Origin of the sequence: Saccharothrix syringae, assembly GCF_009498035.1 — a bacterium.
Lineage (GTDB): Bacteria > Actinomycetota > Actinomycetes > Mycobacteriales > Pseudonocardiaceae > Actinosynnema > Actinosynnema syringae.
In genome coordinates this window covers 3538976-3561961 of record NZ_CP034550.1, presented here as the reverse complement: position 1 = coordinate 3561961, position 22986 = coordinate 3538976, and the positions used below count along the sequence as shown (strand labels likewise).

Genomic DNA, 22986 nt, shown 5'->3' with positions numbered 1-22986 from the left:
ACGTCACGTCCCCCGGGTCACCGCGGCGTCATTTGACGCGGCGCGGGAAGTCCCACCTGGTCGCGGACTGCCACTCGGCGATGCCCGCCCACCCGTAGACCCGGTCGGGGGTCAGCCGGAAAACCGGCGCGCTCTGGCCGAATTGCGTGTGGACGCGGTCCTCGCTCACCGAGAGCTTCCAGTCGTACTTCACTTCCACGGCGTCGGCGAGCACGCTGATGTCGTCGACGCCGATCACCCGGGAACAACTGCCCTCGACCATCACCACGTCCTCGCCGACCTGCAGGTTCACCGAGGCGCGCGGGTTGACCTCCAGGAATCCGCCGCAGCGGTTCTGGCTGGAGAACAGGAACTCGTCCTGCTGCCAGACACCCCACAGGGGCCTGCTGTGCGGCACGCCGTCCGGGCTGGTGGTGACCAGCCAGTACGTGTGCGCGGACACCAGCAGGTTCTCCGCCCAGCTCCACGGTTTCGCCGGTCCCGGCGCGGTCTGGTTGAAGATGAATGCCGACGTCCCCGTCGGGTCCTGCGCGTCCTTCAACACCTCGGCGGTCATGTCGCCGTCCCTTCGCTCGTCCGCTGTGGGCGACCGGCGAGAAGCACCCGTCCGGCTTTCACGGTCGATGCTCGCAGCGCGCCCGCGACACCGACACCCCACAAGGATTGCGCGGCCGAAGTCGTTCCACCGGCACGGCGACTAGGGGAGTTAGGGGGTCCCCGCGCTGACGTCGTCGGACCATGGTTGTTCCTGCGGCCGCCCAGAGGCAGTCTTGATCACGGCCCCGCCCGAGCCTTCTTCCGGAGCAGTTCGCCGTGCTGCCGGCCTCATCAGACGCCTGCCACGAGACAGACGGGGTTTCTTCTGTGGAGAACGAGGACAAGCTTCGCCAGTACCTCAAGATGGTCACGAGCGACCTCTACCAGGCTCGCAAGAAGATCACCGAGATGGAGGCCCGGAACACCGAGCCGATCGCGATCGTCTCGATGGCCTGCCGCCTGCCCGGCGACGTCTGGTCGCCGGAGGACCTCTGGGAGCTGGTCGCCGGCGGGACCGACGCGATCGGCGACGCGCCGACCGACCGCGGCTGGGACATGGACAGCATCTACGACCCGGAGCCCGGCAAGCCCGGCAAGACGTACTCCCGCGAGGGCGGCTTCATGTCCGGCCTGGCCGACTTCGACGCGGGTTTCTTCGGCATCTCCCCGCGCGAAGCCCTCGCCATGGACCCGCAGCAGCGGATCGTCCTGGAGGCCGCCTGGGAGTCGTTCGAACGCGCCGGCATCGACCCGGAAGCGCTCCGCGGCACCAAGACCGGCGTGTTCATCGGCTCGAACACCCACGACTACGTGCCGTTGACCGTCACCGCGCCCCGCGAGGTCGACGGCTACCTGCTGCTGGGCAACGCGCCCAGCGTGCTCTCCGGCCGCGTCGCGTACCTGTTCGGCTTCGAGGGCCCCGCGGTCACCGTCGACACCGCCTGCTCCTCCTCGCTGGTCGCGATGCACTACGCCATTCGGGCCCTGCGCCGCGGCGAGTCCACGATGGCCCTGGTCGGCGGCGTCGCGTCGATGTGCTCGCCACTGGTCATGGTCGACTTCGCCCGGCAGCGCGGGCTCGCGCCCAACGGCCGGTGCAAGGCGTACGCGGACACCGCAGACGGCACCGGCTGGTCGGAGGGGGTCGGCCTGGTCCTGCTCGAACGGCTCTCCGACGCGCGCGCCAACGGCCACCCGGTGCTCGCCGTCATCCGCGGTTCGGCGATCAACCAGGACGGGGCCTCCAACGGCCTGACCGCGCCCAACGGCCCCGCCCAGCAGCGGGTCATCCAGGCGGCGCTGGCCGACGGCCAGGTCCCGATGGAGCAGGTCGACCTGGTCGAGGGGCACGGCACCGGCACCCGGCTGGGCGACCCGATCGAGGCGCAGGCCCTGCTGGCCACCTACGGTCGCCAGAAGAAGGACGGCGAGCCGCTGTGGCTGGGCTCGCTCAAGTCGAACGTGGGTCACACCCAGGCGGCCGCGGGCGTCGCCGGCGTGATCAAGGCGGTGATGGCCATCCGCAACGGCGTCCTGCCCAAGACGCTGCACGTGGCCGAGCCGACGCGCGAGGTGGACTGGTCGGCCGGCGGGGTCGAGGTGCTGACCGAGAACCGCCCGTGGCCGGAGAACGAGTGGCCGCGCCGGGCGGGTGTGTCGTCGTTCGGCATGAGCGGTACCAACGCGCACGTCATCCTGGAGGAGGCGCCCGCGCCGGAGGCGGTCGAGGCCGAGCCGGTGAGCGCACGGCCGACCGCCTTGCCGTTCCTGCTCTCCGCCCGCACCCCGCGGGCCCTGGCCGGTCAGGCCAGGCGGCTGCGGGACCGGCTCGCCGACGAGGACGTCGCCCTGCTCGACGTCGCGAAGTCGCTCGCGCTGCACCGCGTGGTGTTCGAGCACCGCGCCGCCGTGGTCGCGGGCGACAGGGAGGACCTGCTCGCCCGGCTCGACCTGCTGGCCGGTGGCGACAGCGGTGCCGCGGCGGTCGTCGGCACCGAGTGCCGCGGTCTCACCGCGGTGATGTTCCCCGGGCACGGCCCGCAGCGCATCGGCATGGGCGCCCAGCTCGCGGCCGCGTTCCCCGTCTTCGCCGCGGCGCACGCGGAGGTGCTGGGCCTGCTCGACCCCGAGCTGCCGGAGGTCATCGCCGAGGGCGGCCCGACGCTGGACCGGCCCGAGTACGCGCACCCCGCGCTGTTCGCGATCGAGGTGGCGCTCTACCGCCTGGTCGAGTCGTGGGGCCTGCGGCCCGACTACCTGCTCGGCCAGTCCTGCGGGGACATCGCGGCGGCGCACGTCGCGGGTGTGCTCTCGCTCGAAGACGCGGCCACCATGGTCACCGCCCGGGCACGGCTGATCCAGACCACGTCCGCCGGCGTGATGGCCACGGTCGCGGCCGGCGCCGACGTGGTGGAGCCGGTCATCGCCGACATCGAGGGCGTTTCGCTCTCCGGTGTCAACAGCCCGAGCGCGGTCACCCTCTCGGGGCTGGAGGGCCCGGTCGAGGCGGCCGTGGCGCGGCTGTCCGAGCTCGGCCACGCGTGCCGCATGGTGCGAGTCGAGCGCGCGGGCCACTCGGCCACGATGGAGCCGATCCAGGACCGGTTCCGGGCCGTGGTGGAGACCCTGACCTACTCGGCCCCGACCATCCCGATGGCGGTGCCCGCCGAGGTGCTGCGCACCCCCGAGTTCTGGGTCCGGCAGATGCGCGACACGGTGGACCTCGCCGGCGCCGTGGCCCGGTTGCGCGAGCGCGGCGTCACCCGGTTCATCGAACTCTCGCCCGCCGCGTCGATGACCGGCCACGTGCGCGAGTGCTACGGCGACGAGCCGGTGGTGGTCGTGCCGGCCCTGCGCAGTCGGCGCGACGAGGTGGAAAGCATCGCGACGGCGCTGGCCACCCTGCACAACGCCGGCGTCGGGGTGGACTGGGCGGCCTTCTTCGCCGGCACCGGCGCGCAACGCGTCGACCTGCCCACCTACGCGTTCGAGCACGAACGCTTCTGGCTGGAGACCAGCCACGTCGGCGGGCACGACCTCGGCTCGATCGGCCTGCGCCCGGTGGACGCCCCGCTCCTGGGTGCCGGCGTCTCGCTCGCCAACGACGGCGGCTTCCTGTGCACCGGCCGGCTGTCGCTCTCCGCCCAGCCCTGGCTCGCCGACCACGCCCTGTTCGACCGCGTCCTGCTGCCCGGCACCGCGTTCGTGGAGTTCGCGCTGCGCGCGGCGGACCAGGTCGGCTGCGAGCTGGTCGAGGACCTGACCGTCGAGGCCCCGCTGCTGCTGGGACGGGGCGGCGTGGCGCTGCAGATCGTGGTCGGCGAGCCGGAGGAGCCCACCGGCCGGCGGTCGATCACCATCTGGTCGCAGCAGCAGGACCCGGACTCCCCCGACGTCGACGCGGCCTGGACGCGGCACGCCGGCGGCTTCGTCTCGGCGACCGCCGGTGCGGGCCGCGACGACCCCGAGATGGCCGAGTGGCCGCCCGCCGGTGTCGAGGAGGTCGACCTGAGCGACCTCTACGAGACCTTCGCCGCGGCCGGGTACGGCTACGGGCCGGTGTTCCGCGGCCTGAAGGCCGCCTGGCTGCGGGACGGGGAGGTCTTCGCCGAGGTGGCCCTGCCCGAGCAGGTGGGCGACGCCGGCGCGTACGGCGTGCACCCCGCCCTGCTGGACGCCGCTCTGCACGCGATCGCGGTCACCGGCACCAGCCGGGGCGTCGTCCCGTTCACGTGGGCGGGCGTCCGGCTGCACGCCGTGGGTGCTTCCGCGCTGCGCGTACGGCTGACCCCGGTGGGGACGGACGCGGTGGCGCTGCTGGCCGCCGACGGGACCGGCCGCACGGTGCTGTCCGTCGACTCGCTGACCCTGCGGTCCGCCACCGCGGAGCAGATCGCCGCGAGCGCCCCCCGGGCCCAGGACTCCCTCTACGAGATCGAGTGGGTCCCCGCGGGTGGGGTCGAGGTCCCGTCGCCCACCGGCTGGGCGAACCTGGGCGGCGGAGCGCCCGCCACGGGCACGGCGTACGACGGCTTCCCGGCGCTGCGGGCCGCCCTCGACGCCGGGGGCGAGGTGCCCTCCGTGGTGCTGGCCGCCCCCGTTCACGGCCGCGGTGGCGACACGGCCGAGGAGGTGCACTCGGGGGTCGACCGGATGCTCGAACTGGTGCGCCACTGGCTGGCCGACGAACGGCTGGCCGGCTCGCGGCTGGTCCTGGTCACCCGCGGCGCGCTGGCCACGTACGACGGCGAGGACGTCGGCGACCTGGTCGGCGCGGCCCTGCACGGCCTGTTCCGCTCGGCGCGCGCCGAGGACCCCGGCCGGTTCGCCCAGGTCGACCTCGCGCCCGACGAGCCCGACGCGGCCGTGGTGGCGGCGCTCGGCGCCGGGGAGGACGAGGTCGCGGTGCGCGCCGGCACGGTCCTGGTGCCGCGCCTGGTCAGGGTTTCGCCCTCGACGACCCTCGCCGTGCCGGAGGGGTCGGCCGCGTGGCGCCTGTCCGCCCCCCGCCCCGGCACCTTGGACGGGCTCGCCCTGGTCGAGTCACCGGAGGCGGTCGCACCGCTGGCCGAGGGCTGGGTGCGGGTGGCCGTCCGAGCCGCCGGCATGAACTTCCGGGACGTCATGTCCACCCTCGGGCTGGTCCGCGGCCAGGAGGTGCTCGGCGGCGAGGGGGCCGGCGTGGTGACCGAGGTCGGCCCCGGCGTCACCGGCCTCAAGCCCGGCGACCGGGTGATGGGCCTGTTCTACGGGCCGTTCGGGCCGCTGGCCGTGGCCGACCACCGGATGGTGGTGCCGATCCCGGACGGCTGGTCCTACCTGGAGGCTTCCACCGTCCCGATCACCTACCTGACCGCGTACTTCGGGCTCGTCGACGTGGCCGACCTGCGCCCCGGCGAGTCCGTGCTCGTCCACGCCGCCGCCGGTGGCGTCGGCATCGCGGCCGTGCAGCTGGCCACCCACCTGGGCGCCGAGGTCTTCGCCACCGCCAGCCCCGCCAAGTGGGCGGCCGTCCACGGCCTCGGCATCCCCCGCGAACGCATCTCGAACTCCCGCACCGCGCAGTTCGAACCCGACCTGCTCGCCGCCACCGGCGGCCGCGGCGTCGACGTGGTCCTCAACTCGCTCACCAACGAGCTCGTGGACGCCTCGCTGCGGCTGCTGCCGCGCGGCGGCCGGTTCGTCGAGATGGGCAAGACCGACATCCGCGACGCCGACTGGGCGGCCGACGCGTTCCCCGGTGTGCGGTACCAGGCTTACGACCTGCTCGCGGTGGCGCCCGAACGGGTGCGCGAGATGCTGGTCGAGGTGCTGGACCTGTTCGACCGCGGCGTGCTGACCCTGCCCCCGATCACCACCTGGGACGTCCGCCGGGCGCCGGGCGCGTTCCGCTTCCTCAGCCAGGCCCGGCAGATCGGCAAGCTCGCCCTCACCATCCCGGTCCCCCCCGATCCGGCCGGGACCGTGCTGCTGACCGGCGCCTCCGGCACGCTGGGCGGTCTTCTCGCCCGGCACCTGGTCGCCGAGCACGGCGTCCGCAACCTGGTGCTGGCGAGCCGGCGCGGCCCGGACGCCCCCGGGGCCGCCGGGCTCGCCGCCGAGCTGACCGGGCTCGGCGCCTCGGTGACGACCGTCGCCTGCGACGTCTCCGACCGCGAATCGCTGCTCGGGCTGCTGGCCGCGATCCCCGCCGAGCACCCGCTGACCGCGGTCGTGCACGTCGCGGGCGTCAGCGACGACGGCGTCATCGGCTCGCTGACGACCGAGCAGGTCGACTCCGTGCTGCGCCCCAAGGTGGACGCCGGCTGGCTCCTCCACGAGCTGACCCGGGACCTCGACCTCTCCGCCTTCGTGCTGTTCTCCTCCTCCGTCGGGGCGTTCGGCGCGCCGGGCCAGGCCAACTACGCCGCCGCCAACGCGTTCCTGGACGCCCTGGCCCGGCACCGCCGCGCCGCGGGGCTGCCCGCCGTCTCGCTCGACTGGGGTCTCTGGGCCACGGTGAGCGGGATGTCGGCGTCCCTGCAGGAGGCCGACTGGGAGCGGATGGCACGCGCCGGGATCAGGGCGATGTCCGACGAGGAGGGCCTGGCCCTCTTCGACGCGGCCCTCACCGTCGGCGCCCCGGTGGTGCTGCCGGTCCGGCTCGACCTGACCGCGTTCCGCGGCGAGGTGCCGCCCCTGCTGCGCAACCTGGTCTCCGGGCGGGTGCGGCGCACCGCCGTCGCGAGCGGCGGCGACGCCGGCTCGTGGACCCGCCGGCTGCTCGCCATGGCGCCGGCCGCCCGGCACCGGGCCGTGCTGGACGCCGTCACCGCCGAGACCGCGGCCGTGCTCGGGCACGCGTCGGCGTCGAGCCTCGCGCCGGACCGGAACTTCAAGGACATCGGCTTCGACTCGCTGGCCTCGGTGGAGCTGCGGAACCGGATCACCGCGTTCACCGGCCTGCGGCTGCCGGCGACGGTGGTCTTCGACCACCCGAACCCCGCCTCGCTGGCCGAGTACGTGCTCGGCGAGGTGGTCGGCGCCGGCTCCCCCGCGCCCGCGGCACCGGCGACCGCCGCGGCCGGCACCAGCGGTGACCCGATCGCCATCGTCGGCATGGCCTGCCGCTACGGCGGCGGGGTCGACTCGCCGGAGGCGCTGTGGGCGATGGTCGAACAGGGCCGGGACGCCGCCGCGGAGTTCCCGTCCGACCGCGGCTGGGACCTGGCCGAGCTGTTCGACCCCGAGCCCGGCCGGGTGGGCGCGACCAACGCCAGGGCGGCGGGCTTCCTGCCCGGCGCGACCGAGTTCGACCCCGAGTTCTTCGGCATCTCGCCACGCGAGGCCACCGCGATGGACCCGCAGCAGCGCCTGCTGCTCGAATCGGCGTGGGAGGCGTTCGAGCGCGCCGGCATCGACCCGACGGCGCTGCGCGGCACGAAGTCCGGCGTGTTCGTCGGCCTGAGCGCCAGTGACTACGGCAACCTGCTCGCGCGCGAACCGCGCGGCCTGGAGGGCCACCTGCTGACCGGCACGGCGCCCAGCGTGGCCTCGGGCCGCATCGCCTACGAGTTCGGCCTCGAAGGCCCCGCGTTGACGGTCGACACCGCCTGCTCGTCCTCGCTGACCACGGTGCACATGGCGGCCCAGGCGCTGCGGACCGGCGAGTGCGACCTCGCGCTGGCCGGCGGTGTGGCCGTGATGTCCACACCGGTGGTGTTCCAGGAGTTCGCGCTGCAGGGCGGCCTCTCCCCGGACGGCCGCTGCCGGGCGTTCGGCGCGGGCGCGGACGGCACCGGCTGGGCCGAGGGCGTCGGGCTGCTCGTGCTGGAGCGCTTGTCGGACGCCCGCCGCAACGGACACCGGGTCCTCGCGGTGGTCAAGGGCTCCGCGGTGAACCAGGACGGCGCCTCCAACGGGTTGACCGCGCCCAACGGCCGCTCGCAGCAGCGGGTGATCCGGGAGGCGCTGGCCAACGCCGGCGTCTCGGCCGCCGACGTGGACGTCGTGGAGGGGCACGGCACCGGCACCAGGCTCGGCGACCCGATCGAGGTGCAGGCACTGCTGGCGACCTACGGGCGGGAGCACACCGGGGAGGACCCGCTGTGGCTCGGCTCGCTGAAGTCGAACCTGGGCCACGCGCAGGCGGCGGCCGGCGTGGCCGGCGTGATCAAGATGGTCCAGGCGCTGCGGCACGGCCTGCTGCCCCGGACGTTGAACGCCGACGAGCCCACCCCGCACGTGGACTGGTCGGACGGCGCGGTGGAGCTGCTGACCGCGGCACGGCCGTGGCCGGAGCGCGACCGGCCCCGGCGCGGCGCCGTGTCCGCGTTCGGGATCAGCGGCACCAACGTGCACGTGGTGCTGGAGCAGGCACCGGAGCCGGAACAGCCGCCCGCCCCGCCCGAAGCCGACCGGGTGCTCGCGCCCTCGGTCAAGCCGTTCGTCATCTCGGCGCGCGGCGCGGCGGCGCTGCGCGATCAGGCGGCCAGGCTCGGCGCCCACCTCGCCGAGCACCCGCGGGTGGACCTCGACGCGCTCGGCCGCTCGCTCGGCGGCCGGGCCGCGTTGGAGCACCGGGCCGTGGTGCTCGCCCAGGACGTGGGCGCGCTGACCGCGGGGCTCGCGGCGATCGCCGCCGACGCGGCGGAGTCGAACGCGGACGTCGTGCCGGGCGACGGCGGTGGCGCGGACCGGCCGGTCTTCGTCTTCGCGGGTCAGGGTGGCCAGTGGCGCGGCATGGCGGTCGACCTGTGGAGGACCAGCCCGCTGTTCGCCGCGGCCGTGGCCGAGTGCGACGCCGCGCTGGCCCCGCACGTGGACTGGAACGGCGCCACCCTGGTGGACGTCCTCACCGGCGCCCCGGACGCGCCGGGCCTGGACCGGGTGGACGTGGTGCAGCCCGCGCTGTTCGCGGTGATGGTGTCGCTGGCCCGGCTGTGGCGGTCGCTCGGGGTCGAGCCGGCCGCGGTGGTCGGCCACTCCCAGGGCGAGATCGCGGCGGCCGTGGTGGCCGGTGCCCTCACCCTGGCCGACGGCGCCCGCGTCGCCGGGGTGCGCTCGCGCCTGATCGCCGGCCTGGCCGAGCGCGGCGGCATGGGCTGGATCGGCCTGCCGGTCGCCCGGGTCCGGGAACGGCTCGCCGACCACCCGGGGCTCGGCGTCGCCGCGGTCAACGGGCCGCGGTCGGTGGTCGTCTCCGGCCCCGCCGACGAGCTGGAGGGCATGTGCGCGGCGCTCGCGGCCGAGGGGGTCCAGGTGCGCAAGCTCCTGGTCGACTACGCGTCGCACTCGCACGGGGTGGAGGGGGTCCGCGCCGAACTCGTCGACGCGCTGGCCGGCGTCGCGCCCGCCGAGGCGGAGGTGCCGTTCTACTCCACGGTCACCGGCGGGCGGGTCGACGGCACCGGGCTGGACGCCGACTACTGGTACCGCAACCTCCGGGAGACGGTGCGGTTCAGCGCGGCCGTCGAGGCCCTCCTCGACGACGGGCACAGCTGTTTCGTGGAGCTGAGCGCGCACCCGACGCTCGTCGACGCGGTCGAGGCGGTCGCCCAGGAGCGAGGCGCCGAGGCCACCGCGTTGTGGTCGTTGCGGCGGGACGGCGGTGACGTCGAGTTCACCCGCTCGCTGGCCCGGGCGTTCGTGCACGGGGCACCGGTGCGCTGGGGGACGGCGTTCCCCGCCGGCGAGCGGATCGACCTGCCCACCTACGCGTTCCAACACCGCCGGTTGTGGGTCGAGGCCGCCGGCGCGGCGACCGCGAGCGCCGCCGACCTCGGGCTGGTCCCCGCCGACCACCCCCTGCTGGGCGCCGCCGTGGAGCACGCCGGCGACGACCGGGTGCTGTTCACCGGCAGGTGGTCGTTGGCGACCCAGCCGTGGCTGGCCGACCACGTCGTGCTCGGCACCCTCCTGCTGCCCGGGGCCGCCTTCGTCGAGCTGGTCACCCACGCCGGGCGGCACGTCGACTGCGCCCGCCTCGAAGAGCTGGCCTTCCAGGCCCCGCTGGTGATCCCGGCGAAGTCGGGGGTGGCCGTGCAGGTCGCGGTCGGCGCGGCCGACCCCACCGGTCGGCGTTCGGTCACCGTGCACTCGCGGCGCACCGGGTCCGGCGCCGGCGGCAAGTGGACCCTGCACGCGGAGGGCACGCTCGCCCCGGTCGGCACCGGCCCGGTGCCGGGCAGGCTGAAGGTCTGGCCGCCCACCGGTGCGCAGGCGGTCGACGTGACCGACATCTACCCCCGGCTCGCCGAGCGCGGCTACGCCTACGGGCCCGCCTTCGCCGGCATCCGCGCGCTGTGGCGGGACGGCGACGACATGTACGGCGAGGTCGCGCTGCCGAGCGCCGTCCGCGCCGAGGCGGGGCGGTTCGGCCTGCACCCGGCGCTGCTCGACGCCGCCCTGCAGGTGCCGGTCGCCGGGCTGATCGACAGCGAGAGCGGGGCGGTGATGCCGTTCTCCTGGAACGGCATCACGGTGCACACCCGGGGGGCGACCTCGCTGCGGGTCGCCTTCCGGCGCACGGGCCCCGACTCCTCCACCATGCTGCTCACCGACGACGCCGGCGAGCCCGTCGCCGCGTTCGACTCCATCGTCGCGCGGCCGGTCAGTCGCGAGCAGCTGCGCGTCGCCATGGACAACGCGGCCGGCACGAACACCGATGACGAGCACTACCGCGTGGAGTGGCGCGCGCTGCCCGGCGGCACGCGCCCGCCGATCGACGGCACCTGGCTGGCGGTGGTGGCCGAGGGGCAACCGGCCGACGGCTGGGCCGCCGACACCGTGCGCCGCCTCGCCGCCCACGCACCCGGCCTGGTGACCTGGTCCGTACCGTGCGGGCACCTCGACCGGGCGGCGCTGGCCGAGCGACTGCGCGAACTCGCCGCGGACGGCACGAACCCGGTCGGGGTGCTGTCGCTGCTGGCCGAGGACGAGACCCCGTGCGACGACTCGGCGGCGCTGCCGCGGGGGCTCGCGGGCACGGTGGTGCTCACCCAGGCCCTGCTCGACGCCGAACTCGACGTCCCGCTCTGGGCGGCGACCCGGGGCGCGGTGGCGGCCGGTCCCCAGGACCGCATCGGCTCGCCCACCCAGGCCCTGGTCTGGGGTTTCGGGCGGGTCGCCGGCCTCGAACACCCCCGGCTGTGGGGTGGTCTGGTCGACCTGCCGGAGGCGGTGGACGACCACGCGGTCGCCGAACTGGCCGGTGTGCTCGCGGGCGGTGGCGAGAACGAGGTCGCCGTGCGACCAGGGGCCGTCCTGGCCCGCCGCCTGGTCAGGGCGGCGGTGCCCGAGCGGGAGCCGACCCCCTGGAAGCCGGGCGGCACCGTGCTCGTGACGGGCGGCACGGGCGGCCTCGGCGCCGAGGTGGCCCGTTGGCTCGCCGACCGCGGCGCCGAGCACCTGGTGCTCGCCAGCCGCAGCGGCGCCGACGCGGCCGGTGCGCGGCGCCTGGTCGGGGAACTGGCCGCCAGGGGCACCTCGGTCTCGGTGGTGGCCTGCGACGTCGCGGACCGGGCCGCCGTGGTCGAGCTGCTGGCCTCCGTTCCCGCCGAGCACCCGCTGACCGCGGTCGTGCACGCCGCCGCCAGCCTCGACGGCGGGCCGATCGCCGACATGACGCCGGCCGGGTTCGGCGACATCCTGGCGGCCAAGGTGCTCGGCGCGGCGCACCTCGACGACCTGCTCGACCACGACGGCGTCGAGGCGGTGCTGCTGTTCGGCTCCATCTCGGCGACCTGGGGCGTGGGCAACCAGTCCGCGTACTCGGCCGCCAACGCCTACCTCGACGCCCTGGCCCGGCAGCGGCACGACCGCGGCGGCCACACCGTCTCGGTGGCGTGGGGCCCGTGGGAGGCCGGCATGCTGACCTCCGACGAGGAGATGGCCGACTCGCTGCGCCGCGGCGGTCTGCCGCTGCTGCCGGTGGACTCCGGCCTGGCGACCCTGGACCGGGTGCTCGCCGAGGACGAGCCGTGCCCGGTGGTGGTCAGGGTCGACTGGGCCCGGTTCCACCCCCGGTTCACCTCGCTGAGGCCCAGCCCGCTGCTGGCCGACCTGCCGGACGTGCGCGCGCTGTCGACGGCGGAGTCCGCGGTCCCGGCCACCCGCGGCGCGGCCCTGATCGAGAGGCTGGCGGCGCTGCCCGAGGAGGACCGGGACCCGGCGGTGCTCGACCTGATCTGCTCGCACGTCGCGGCCGTGCTCGGCCACGACTCCGCGGAGCGGGTCGACCGCAAGCGGGCTTTCAAGGACGTCGGCTTCGACTCGCTGCTCGCCGTCCAGCTGCGCAACCGGCTCAACGCGGCAACCGGGTTGCGGCTGCCGGCCACGCTCGTGTTCGACTACCCGAACCCGACGAGCCTCGCGGCGTTCCTGCGCTCCGAGGTGGCCGCCGCCGTGCCGTCACCGGCGGACGCGGCACTGGCCGAGTTCGACCGGCTGGAGGCGTCGCTGTCCTCGATCCCGCCCGAGGACGCGGAAGTGCGCGACGTGCTCGTCGGCCGGGCGCGGAAGCTGCTCAGCCGGCTCTCGGGCCCGGCGCGGGCCGCGGACGCCGGGGGCGACGTGGCGATGCTGACCGCGGCCTCCGACGACGAACTGTTCAGCTTCATCAACACGCAGCTCGGCCACCAGGACGAGTGACCCGCGCACCCGCGGTGAACGTGCTGTCGCGTCGGTGGGAGGTCGAGGAGCAGATGGACAACGAGGACAAGCTACGGCGTTACCTGAAGGTGGTCACGGCGGACCTCATGCAGGCCCGCGAGCGGTCGGAGGAGCTGGAGCGGCGGGTCAACGAGCCGATCGCGATCATCGGCATGGCCTGCCGCTACCCGGGTGGCGTGCGCTCACCGGAGGACCTCTGGGAGCTGGCGGTCACCGGGCGGGACGCGATCACCCCGTTCCCGGACGACCGGGGTTGGGACCTGGACGCGCTCTACGACCCCGACCCGGACCGCCCGGGCACCAGCTCCACCCGGCAGGGCGGCTTCCTGCCCGACATCGCGGACTTCGACGCCGGGTTCTGGGGCATCTCGCCCCGCGAGGCCATCGCCATGGACCCGCAGCAGCGACTGCTGCTGGAGACGTCGTGGCAGGCCCTCGAAAGGGCCCGGATCGATCCGCACTCGCTGCACGGCAGCGCGACCGGCGTGTTCGTGGGCCCGAGCGTGACGGACTACGCCGCCCTGCTGGCGCGCTACCCGACCGGGTTCGAGGGGCTCCTGCTCGGCGGCCTGGCCGGAGCCATCATCTCCGGCAGGATCTCCTACCTCCTGGGGCTGGAGGGGCCGGCGGTGACCGTCGACACCGGTTGTTCCTCCTCGCTGACCGCCCTGCACCTCGCGGCGGGGGCGCTGCGCGCCGGGGACTGCTCGCTCGCCCTGGTCGGCGGCGTTTCCGTGCTGGTCACGCCGGGCTCGTTCGTCGAGTTCAGCATCCAGCGCGGGCTCGCCCCGGACGGCCGGTGCAAGTCCTTCGGCGATGCCGCGGACGGCACGTCCTGGGCCGAGGGCGTCGGCATGGTCGTGGTCGAGCGGCTTTCCGACGCCCGCCGCCACGGGCACCCGGTCCTGGCGGTGGTGCGCGGCTCGGCGATCAACCAGGACGGGGCGTCGAACGGGCTGACCGCGCCGAGCGGCCCGTCCCAGCAGCGGGTGATCCGGCGCGCGCTGGCCGCGGCCGGGCTCACGTCGGCCGACGTCGACGCCGTCGAGGCGCACGGCACCGGCACGACGCTGGGCGACCCGATCGAGGCCCAGGCGCTGCTGGCCACGTACGGGCGGAACAGGCGGCCCGGTCGTCCGCTGTTCCTGGGCTCGCTGAAGTCCAACCTGGGCCACAGCCAGTCCGCCGCCGGGGTGGGCGGCCTGATCAAGACGGTGATGTCGCTGCGGCACGGCGTGCTGGCACCGACGCTGCACGCCGACCCGCCGTCCACCGAGGTCGACTGGACGGCCGGCGACGTCGAACTCCTGCACGAGCCGCGACCGTGGCCGGAGACGGAGGACCGGCCCCGGCGGGCCGCCGTCTCCGCCTTCGGCATCGGCGGCACCAACGCGCACGCCATCCTGGAGGCGGTGCCCGAGGAGGGCACCGGGCGGGAGGGCGACGGCGTCGCGCACCGCGCGCTCGCGGCCGTCCCCTGGCCGGTCTCCGGCCGCACCGCGGCCGCCGTGCGCGCCCAGGCCGCGCGGCTGGCCGCTTTCCTGGCGGGCCGGGCCGAGCCCGCCGACCCCGTCGACGTCGGATATTCGCTGGCCACCACGCGCGCCGCCCTGGAGCACCGCGGCGTGGTCGTGGCCGCCGACCGGGACGGCCTGCTCGCCGGGCTCGGCGCGCTCGCCCGGGGCACCCCGGACGCCGCCGTCACGACCGGCGCCACCGCGCGCGGGCGGCTGGCCTTCCTGTTCACCGGCCAGGGGGCGCAGACGCCGGGCATGGGCCGTGAGCTGTACGCGGAGCACCCCGCCTTCGCCGAGGCGTTCGACGCCGTCTGCGCGCACCTGGACGGCCCGATCGGCCGTTCGCTGCGCGAGCTGACCTTCGCCGAGGACGACGCGCCGGGCCTGCTCGACCGCACCGGGTTCGCCCAGCCGGCCCTCTTCGCCGTCGAGACGGCCCTGTTCCGGCTGGTCGAGTCCTGGGGTGTGCGCCCGGATTTCGTCGCGGGGCACTCCATCGGCGAGGTCACCGCCGCGCACGTGGCCGGGATGCTGTCCCTTGAGGACGCTTGCGCGTTGGTCGCCGCCCGGGCACGGCTCATGCAGGGCATGGCACCCGGCGGCGCCATGGTCGCGGTGCGCGCGGCCGAGGAAGACGTCCTGCCGGTGCTGGACGAGTCGGACGGCCTCGTGTCCGTGGCCGCGGTGAACGGCCCCGCCTCGGTGGTGCTCTCCGGTGACCGGGAGACGCTCACCGCACTGGTGGAGAGGTTGGCCGACAAGGGTTTCCGCTCGCGCGAGCTGCGGGTGAGCCACGCCTTCCACTCACCGCGGATCGACCCGATCCTGGCCGACTTCCGGTCGGCGATCGAGGGCCTGTCGTTCGCCGCGCCGCGCATCCCGGTCGTGCCGCTCGCACCGGGCGACGCGGACCGGGGCGAGCGGATGCGCTCGGCGGACTACTGGGTCGCCCAGGCCCGTGCGGCGGTGCGGTTCCGGGACGGTGTCGTGCGCCTGGGCGAGGCCGGTGTCACCACCTTCCTGGAGCTGGGGCCGGGCGGGGTCCTCACCGCCCTCGGCCGGGACTGCCTGCCGCCGGCCGGTCCGGACGTCCCGGAGCGGGCCTTCGTGCCGGCGCTGCGCCGGGGCCGGGCCGAGCCGGCCGCGCTGATGGACGCGGTGGCCGCCCTGTTCGCCCGCGGTGTGCCGGTCGACTGGCGCGCGGTGTACGCGGGCACCGGCGCGGCCCAGCTCGACCTGCCCACGTACGCCTTCCAGCGCCGCCGCTACTGGCTGGTCGACCACCTGCCGCCGGGCGCGAGCCTGCTGGCCCACCAGGGCGTCGTCGGCGGGACGGGCGCCCCGCCGCCGGACGCCGTGCCGGCCGAGGCGACCCCGGAGGCGCCGTCCGTGCGCGGCAGGTTGGCCGATCGCCCGCGCCGGGAGTGGGCGGAGGTCCTGCTCGCCGAGGTGCGCGGCCAGGTGGCGCAGCTGATGGGCTACGACGCGCTCGACGACGTGGACGCCCAGCGGGGCTTCGCCGAGCTGGGCTTCGACTCGCTGACCGCGGCCTGGATGACCGAGCGGCTGGGGGCCGTCACCGGTCTGGAACTGCCCCGCACCCTGGTGGTCGACCGGCCGACGCCGTACGCGGTCGCCACGTACCTGGCCGACCGCTTCGCCGCGCTCGACGACCTCGAACCACCCCCGGCCGCCCCCGCCGCCACACCGGCGGGTCCGTCTCCGGCGGGTCCGTCTCCGGCGGGTCCGTCTCCGGCGGGTCCGTCTCCGGCAGGTCCGTCTCCGGCAGGTCCGTCTCCGGCGGCGCCACCCGCGCCCGAACCGCTGCCGGCGCTGTTCGCCCAAGCCTGCGCGCAGGGCCGGGTGCGGGACGGGTTGGAGCTGCTGGCCGTCGCCGCCCGGCTGCGCGTGGGTACCGGCGCACTGCCGATGCGGGCGCCGGTCAGCTTCTCCCGGGGGCTCGCGGGCCCGACCCTGGTCTGCATCCCGTCCGTGGTCGCGCCCAGCAACGTCTACCAGTACGCGCGGATCGCCGACGCGCTGCGCACGACGCACAACATGGCCGTGCTGCCGTTGACCGGCTACGCCGACCACGAGCCCCTGCCCCCGACCAGGACCGACCTGGTGGCCGCGGTCGCCGAGGCGGTCCGCGGCAGCGTGACCGGACCGTACGTCCTCGTCGGCTACTCCTCCGGCGGCTGGATCGCGCACGCGGCGGCCGCCCGGCTCAAGGACCTGGGCACCGCACCGGAGTCATTGGTGCTGCTGGACAGCCACGTGCCCGGCAGCACGGGGCTGGCCGAGATCCAGTTCGACCTGCTCGGCGACGCCTACGCCGAGTGGACCGCGGCGCAGCCGCTGCGCGGCGCCGAGCTGTCCGCGATGGCGCACCACCTGCGGCTGTTCGACGACTGGGCACCCATCGAGATCGGCGGCACGCCGACACTGCTGCTGCGCGCCGCCGAGCGGATGGGCGGCCGGCCCGGCACGGGCGGGCACTGGCAGGCCCACTGGGGTCCCGACCACGACGCCGTCGACGTGCCCGGCACGCACCTGAGCATGATCGACGAACACGCCGCGAGCACCGCCTCGGCGATCACCGGCTGGCTGGCTGGGCGGCCTGGGCACTTCCACCACCCTTCGACGGACGTGAGTTCCGGGGAGCGACGATGACGACACTGGCGGAGACCGTGCTCGGCGGCGGGACGCCCGAGGAGTTGCTGCGGGCGCCGGTACCCGGGTCCTACCGGGCGGCGCACCTCAGCGTCGAGGACACCGACCTCTTCCTCGGCGTGCAGGACAGGGACGTGCGGAAGTCGCTGCGGGTCGGCGACGTGCCCATGCCCGAGCTGGCGCCGGACGAGGTGCTGATCGCGGTGATGGCCAGCGCCGTCAACTACAACACCGTCTGGTCGGCCATGTTCGAGCCGCTGCCGACCTTCAGGTTCCTCAAGCAGTTCGCCCGCCAGGGCGGCTGGGCCGCGCGCCACGACCAGCCCCACCACGTGGTCGGCTCGGACTGCGCCGGCGTGGTCGTCCGGGCCGGGTCGGGCGTGCGCCGCTGGCGCGTCGGCGACCACGTGGTGGTCAGCCCGATCCAGGTGGACGACCAGGAGCCCGCCACCCACGGCGACGGCATGCTCGGCGAGGACCAGCGCGCCTGGGGGTACGAGACCAACTTCGGCGCCCTGGCCGACTACGCGGTGGCCCGGGCCAGCCAGCTGATCCCCAAGCCGGCCCACCTGAGCTGGGAGGAGGCCGCGGTCAACCCGCTGTGCGCGGGCACCGCCTACCGCATGCTGGTCGGCCGCAACGGCGCCCGGCTCAAGCAGGGCGACGTGGTGCTGGTCTGGGGCGCGGCCGGCGGCCTCGGCGGCTACGCCGTGCAGTTCGCCAGGAACGGCGGCGCGACCCCGGTCGGCATCGTCAGCTCCCCCGAGAAGGCCGCCGCGGCCCGGGCCCTGGGCTGCGACATCGTCATCGACCGCAACGAGTTCGGGATGCGCGGCGACCCCTCCGACGACCCGGCCGAGGTGGTGGCCATCGGCAAGCGGCTGGGCTCGCTCATCCGCGAGCGGGCCGGCCGCGACCCCGACATCGTGTTCGAGCACGTCGGCCGCGCCACCTTCGGCGTCTCCCTGTTCGTGGCCGCCCGCGGCGGCGTGGTCGTCACCTGCGGGTCGAGCAGCGGCTACCAGCACGTCTACGACAACCGGTACCTGTGGATGCGGCTCAAGCGGGTCATCGGCAGCCACGCGGCCAACATGCGGGAGCAGTTCGAGTGCGGTGACCTCATCAGCTCCGGCCGGATCAGGTCCACGATGTCGGCGGTCTACCCGCTCGCCGAGATCGGCGAGGCCGCCCGGCTCGTGCAGACCAACGGGCACCTCGGCAAGGTCGCCGTGCTGTGCCAGGCGCCGCGGGCCGGGCTCGGCGTCACCGACCCGGAACTGCGGGCGCGGCTCGGGGCCGACCGGCTCGCCCCGCTGATGAACCTCGCCGGGGGAACCCGATGAGCACGCGCGCCATCGGGCTGCTGGGCACCGGGTCGTACCTGCCGGAGCGGGTGGTGACCAACGAGGAGGTCGCCGCCATGACGCCGGACGCCACCGCCGAGTGGATCCTGCGCAAGACCGCCATCAGCACCCGCCGCTGGGCCGCCGAGGACGAGGCCACCTCGGACCTCGCCGCCGGCGCCGCCCGGGCCGCCCTGGAGCACGCGGGCCTGCCGGTCGACCGCGTCGACTACCTGATCGTGTCGACGTCCACCGGCGACTTCCCCCAGCCGCCCACCGCCGGCCTCGTGCAGCAGCTGATCGGCGCCCGGAACGCGGCGTGCCTGGACATCAACACCGTCTGCGCCGGCTTCGTCTACGGCCTGGAGCTGGCCCGCGGCCTGGTCGCCACCCACCCCGGCGCCCGGGTGCTGGTCGTGGCGGCCGACCTGTACTCGCGGATCCTGGACTTCGACGACCGGCGCACCTGCGTGCTGCTCGGCGACGGGGCCGGGGCGGCCGTGGTCGGCGAGGTGCCCGAGGGCCGCGGCATCCTCGACATCGACCTGGGCACCAACGGCGAGCACCAGGACCTGATCAAGGTCAACGCCGGCGGCAGCCGGGTACCCACCTCGGCCCGGACCCTCGCCGACGGCGGCCACTTCTTCACCATGCAGGGCCGCGGCGTGCGGGACTTCGTCTTCGACAACGTGCCGCCGGCCATCGACAAGCTGCTGACCTCGGTGTCGCTGGGCGCCGACCAGGTCGACTTCTTCGTGCCGCACCAGGCCAACGGCGTGCTGCTGGACGAGCTGGTGGTCCGCTGTGGACTCACCAGGGCGCACACCGCCAAGACCGTGGAGCAGTACGGCAACGTCGGCAGCGCCTCGGTCCCGGTGGCCCTGGACCACATCGTCAAGTCCGGCCGGGTCCGGCCGGACGACCTGCTCGTGCTGTCGGCCTTCGGCGGCGGCATGTCCACGGGCCACTGCGTGATCCGGTGGTCCGGGGCCGGGGGTGCGCGATGAGCGTGGAGCGCGTCGGCGTCATCGGCTGCGGGGCCATGGGCGGCGGCTTCGCCGAGGTGTGCGCCCTGGCCGGGCTGCCCGTGCGGGTCGTCGTGCGCAACGCCGACGCCGCGCGCCGGGGTCGGGAACGGCTGACCGGGTCGCTGGAACGCCTGGTGCGCAAGGAGAAGATCAGCCCGGCGGACCGCGACGGGGCCATCGCCCGGATCACCTTCTCCGAGGAGCTGGAGGACCTGCGCGACTGCCGGTTCATCCTGGAGTCCGTCGCCGAGGACCTGGCCGTCAAGCAGCGCCTGTTCGAGGAGCTGGACGCCGTCGTGACCGAGCCCGGGGCGGTGCTCGCCTCCAACACCTCGTCCATCCCGATCATGAAGCTGGCCATGGTCACCGGCGACCCCGGCCGGGTCGTCGGCGTGCACCTGTTCAACCCGGTGCCGGTCATGGGCCTGGTCGAGGTCACCCCGTCGCTGCGCACCAGCGGGCAGACCCTGGCCACCACCAGCTCCTTCGTCACCGACGTGCTCGGCAAGCAGGTCGTGCTGTCCACCGACCGCCCCGGGTTCGTGGTCAACTCCCTGCTCATCCCCTACCTGGTCTCCGCCGTGCGCATGCTGGAGGCGGGCGTCGCCTCCGCCGCCGACATCGACCGCGCCATGGTCCTCGGCTGCGGCCACCCGCTCGGGCCCCTGGGCCTCATCGACCTGATCGGCCTGGACATCATCGCCTCGGTCGGCCAGTCGATGTACGACGAGCTCAAGGACCCCCAGTACGCGCCACCCACCCTGCTGCTGCGCATGATCGAGGGCGGTTTCCTGGGCCGCAAGAGCGGCCGGGGCTTCCACGACTACTCCCCCGCCGCCCGGCGAGCCGGCTGATCCCCACCACCGCCGCGAAGGCCGACGAGCGTCGTTGCCCGTCGGCCTTCGCGTCAGCCGCCGCACCCGATCCGGAGACCGGTCACGCCGCCGTGATCGGGACCCCCCGGAGGCCGCGCAGCGTGAAGTCGGAGCCGAATTCGACGTCGCCCGCGAACTCGTACTCCGGCAACTCGTCCAGCAGCCGGTTCAACCAGATGTTCATCTCCAGCCGGGCCAGGTGGACCCCCAGGCAGATGTGCGGACCGAAGCCGAAGCCGAGGTGCGCTTTGCGGGGGCGGAAGACGTCGAAGGAGCCCGGGTCGGCCCAGCGGGCGGGATCGCGGTTCGCGCACCCCAGGAGGAGCATGACCGCGGACCCGTTGGGGATCGTGAAGCCCTGGACCCGAGACTCGTCGCTGCACGCACCGCGCAGGACCGACTGCGTGAGGGTCAACCAGCGGTGGACCTCCTCCAGCGCGGCCGGGACGAGCGACCTGTCGGCCACCAGCGCGCGACGCTGGTCCGGGTGGCGTCCCAGCGCGTACAGGGCCAGCGCCATCAACTGCGCCGAACTCTCGTTCGCCGCGACCGTCAGCATCGTCCCGTTCGCGATGATCTCCCGGTCGGGCATGGACGGCCCGAAGTCGTCGAACACCATCTGCGCCATGAGCGTCCCGTCGGACGCCCCCTGCGCGCGGTTCTTCCCGACGAGGTCGCCGATGTAGGAGTTCAGAGCGGCTGCCGCGGCAGCGCCCTCGGCGAAGATCTCCTGGGCTTTCGGAGTCGAGTCCAGCCGCGCGCTGAGAACCGCCGCCGTGGCGTCGCTCCACTTGATGAAGTCCTCGTACACGTCCTCTTCGACGCCCAGCAGCTGGGCGGTGACGATGGTGGGGATGATCCGCGTCATCTCCGAGAGGGCGTCGAGGGATTCGCCGGACCGGAGGCGTTCGACGAACCGGTCCACGTACACGTCCACGACCTGCCGGATCCGCGCCGGCCAGTCGGTCTCGACGGCCTTGCGCTCGAACCCCGGCGCCCAGATCTCGCGGACCGTCTGGTGCCGGGAACCGTCCATGCCGAGGAAAGTCGGCCCGCCGAACGCCTTCTCCATCTCCGGGAGCACGTTCGCGGAGTTGAAGTAGCGGGTGTCACCGAGCACCCGCGCGCAGTCTCGGTACGACGTGATCATGTACTGGTCGTGGCGGGAGTTGTACACGACCGGCCCCAGGGCCCGCCATGTCTCCATGGTCTCGTAGGGGTCCTGCGCGAAGCCGGGATCAAGCATGTCGAAGTCCACGACGGGAAATTCCGCCGGTGCGGGGTTCATCGCACGTCCTCTCCCCGGTCGGAACCGAAATCACCGGGCGTCATCGCGGCCAAAACGTGTTCGGCGGGAACGTTGTAGCGGTGGGCATCGAGCGTGTGCAGCTGGGACAAGCGGATGAGCTCGTCCTCGTCAGCCGCCTCGATGAGACCTCCGCACATCGGGCAGCTCACTTCAAGGCCGGCGTCCATGGCCGCACCCTCCTGTCGACCGAACCCGGTCACGGCGCACCCGGGCGGTCAGGACGCCCCGGCCACCTCGTCGGCGTACTTGCGGTTCATGTGCTCCAGCGCCGCCCCGGCCGCGATGGTGGCCTCCTCGCGCCGCGCGAGGATCCGGGCCCGGGCGTCGTGGGACGACTGGGCGTGGGTCTTCCCCGGTCCCTGGAAGTGGGGGGCGACCTGACGGGCGATCAGCTCCCACGAGCGCCACGTCGCCGCGGGGTCGGCCCAGTCGTGCGCCAGCAGCAGCACGGTGCCGAACCCGCCGGACTGGTCGACCATGCGCTGGATCTGGCGGCGGACGTCGTCGGCCGTGCCGATCGCGCCCAGGCCCGACCCGTTGACGAACTCGATCAGCTCCCGCGTGCTGCCGCCGGGCAGCGCGAGCCCGGGCACGGCCGCGTTCTCGTTCAGGTGCACCAACCAGTCCCGCAGCCCGAACTCGACGTCGCGGTACGCCTGCTCCCGGGTCTCGGCGACGTGCACCTCGGTGACCAGCCGCCAGGTCGCGCGGTCGGGCACCGGCCGTCCCGCGTGGGCGGCGCGCTCGGTGGCGATCCCCCAGTGGTACCCCAGCGCGTCGAACCCGTCCTTCGTCATGGTCGCCCCGAGCGAGATCAGGCTCACCCCGCGGCTGCCGGCCAGGCGCGCGCCGGTCGGCGACGCCGTCGCGGCCACCGCGATCTCGAAGCACGGCTCGGTGAACGGGCGCAGCTGCAGCGTCGCGTCGACCAGCGTGTGGTTGCCGACCGTCGCGGTGACCGACTCGCCGGCCAGCAGCCGCTGGATGACATCGAGGTGGGTCTCCAGGAGCTCGCGGCTCTCGGTGGGGGTCATGCCGATCATGGCGGCGTCGGCGGGCAGGGAGCCGGGACCGACCCCGAACATCACGCGGCCCCGCGTGAGGTGGTCGAGCATCACCATCCGGTCGGCCACCCACAGCGGGTGGTGGTACGGGAGCGTGGTCATGCCGGTCCCGAGGCGGATCCGGGTGGTGCGCTCCGCGGCCGCCGCGATGAAGATCTCGGGCGAGGCGATGATGTCCCGACCGGTCGAGTGGTGCTCCCCGATCCACGCCTCGTCGAAGCCCAGCCGGTCGAGGTGCGCCATCAGGTCCAGGTCGTGGCGCAGCCACCACGTCGGGTTCTCCCCCAGCGGGTGGATCGGGGGCAGGAAGGCGCCGAAGCGCAGGCTGGTCACGTCAGCACCGCGAAGAACTCGACGTCGGGGGTTCGCGCGGCCGGAAAATGGATCAGGACCGAAGCGCGGTCGGCATTGGCCATGAATTTACCTCCGGAAATCTGGCTGCGCCCAAGGTAGACCACCTTCGACGCGGTAAGCACCCCCCTAATCTTTG

The 22986-nt window shown here is 74.4% G+C and carries 10 protein-coding genes; 5 read left to right on the top strand and 5 right to left on the bottom strand.

Going from position 1 to position 22986, the window contains the following annotated elements:
• Positions 1-28: 28 nt before the first annotated feature.
• Complete coding sequence (locus EKG83_RS15955) at positions 29-556, bottom strand: pyridoxamine 5'-phosphate oxidase family protein (RefSeq protein ID WP_033431232.1); 528 nt, start codon at positions 554-556, stop codon at positions 29-31.
• Positions 557-864: 308 nt separating this feature from the next.
• On the opposite strand from EKG83_RS15955, the gene EKG83_RS15950 reads away from it, so the two are divergent.
• The 5 genes from EKG83_RS15950 to EKG83_RS15930 are packed head-to-tail and all read left to right on the top strand — an operon-like array spanning position 865 to position 20102.
• Positions 865-12666, top strand: a complete 11802-nt coding sequence (locus EKG83_RS15950) for a type I polyketide synthase (protein ID WP_033431233.1) — start codon at positions 865-867, stop codon at positions 12664-12666.
• The gene (locus tag EKG83_RS15945) at positions 12663-16877 is read left to right on the top strand and encodes a type I polyketide synthase (protein ID WP_211269103.1); all 4215 of its coding nucleotides are present in this window, start codon (positions 12663-12665) and stop codon (positions 16875-16877) included. Before EKG83_RS15950 ends, EKG83_RS15945 begins: the two co-directional genes overlap by 4 nt.
• Positions 16874-18220: a crotonyl-CoA carboxylase/reductase gene (ccrA, locus tag EKG83_RS15940; protein ID WP_033431234.1), complete on the top strand. Its 1347-nt coding sequence runs from the start codon at positions 16874-16876 to the stop codon at positions 18218-18220. Before EKG83_RS15945 ends, ccrA begins: the two co-directional genes overlap by 4 nt.
• Positions 18217-19227 (top strand): 3-oxoacyl-ACP synthase III family protein, encoded by a 1011-nt coding sequence (locus EKG83_RS15935; protein WP_033431235.1) that lies wholly within the window; start codon positions 18217-18219, stop codon positions 19225-19227. The genes ccrA and EKG83_RS15935 overlap by 4 nt, the downstream gene beginning before the upstream one ends.
• Positions 19224-20102 carry a 3-hydroxybutyryl-CoA dehydrogenase gene (locus EKG83_RS15930; protein ID WP_051765874.1) on the top strand — a complete coding sequence of 293 codons (879 nt, stop codon included), beginning with the start codon at positions 19224-19226 and terminating at the stop codon, positions 20100-20102. The genes EKG83_RS15935 and EKG83_RS15930 overlap by 4 nt, the downstream gene beginning before the upstream one ends.
• Positions 20103-20184: 82 nt before the next feature.
• Here the strand turns inward: EKG83_RS15930 and EKG83_RS15925 are convergent, their stop codons facing one another.
• Genes EKG83_RS15925 through EKG83_RS15910 form a run of 4 tightly spaced genes read right to left on the bottom strand, consistent with a single transcriptional unit; the run spans position 20185 to position 22972 of the window.
• Entirely contained in the window at positions 20185-21411 is a 1227-nt protein-coding gene (locus EKG83_RS15925) for a cytochrome P450 (protein WP_084716409.1), read from the bottom strand.
• A complete protein-coding gene (locus EKG83_RS15920) occupies positions 21408-21599 on the bottom strand; it encodes a hypothetical protein (protein ID WP_211269104.1) in 192 nt (63 codons plus the stop codon). Before EKG83_RS15920 ends, EKG83_RS15925 begins: the two co-directional genes overlap by 4 nt.
• A 48-nt stretch (positions 21600-21647) precedes the next feature.
• Positions 21648-22829 (bottom strand): LLM class flavin-dependent oxidoreductase, encoded by a 1182-nt coding sequence (locus tag EKG83_RS15915; protein WP_033431239.1) that lies wholly within the window; start codon positions 22827-22829, stop codon positions 21648-21650.
• Positions 22826-22972 (bottom strand): hypothetical protein, encoded by a 147-nt coding sequence (locus EKG83_RS15910; protein WP_153278151.1) that lies wholly within the window; start codon positions 22970-22972, stop codon positions 22826-22828. Before EKG83_RS15910 ends, EKG83_RS15915 begins: the two co-directional genes overlap by 4 nt.
• Between the last annotated feature and the right edge of the window lie 14 nt (positions 22973-22986).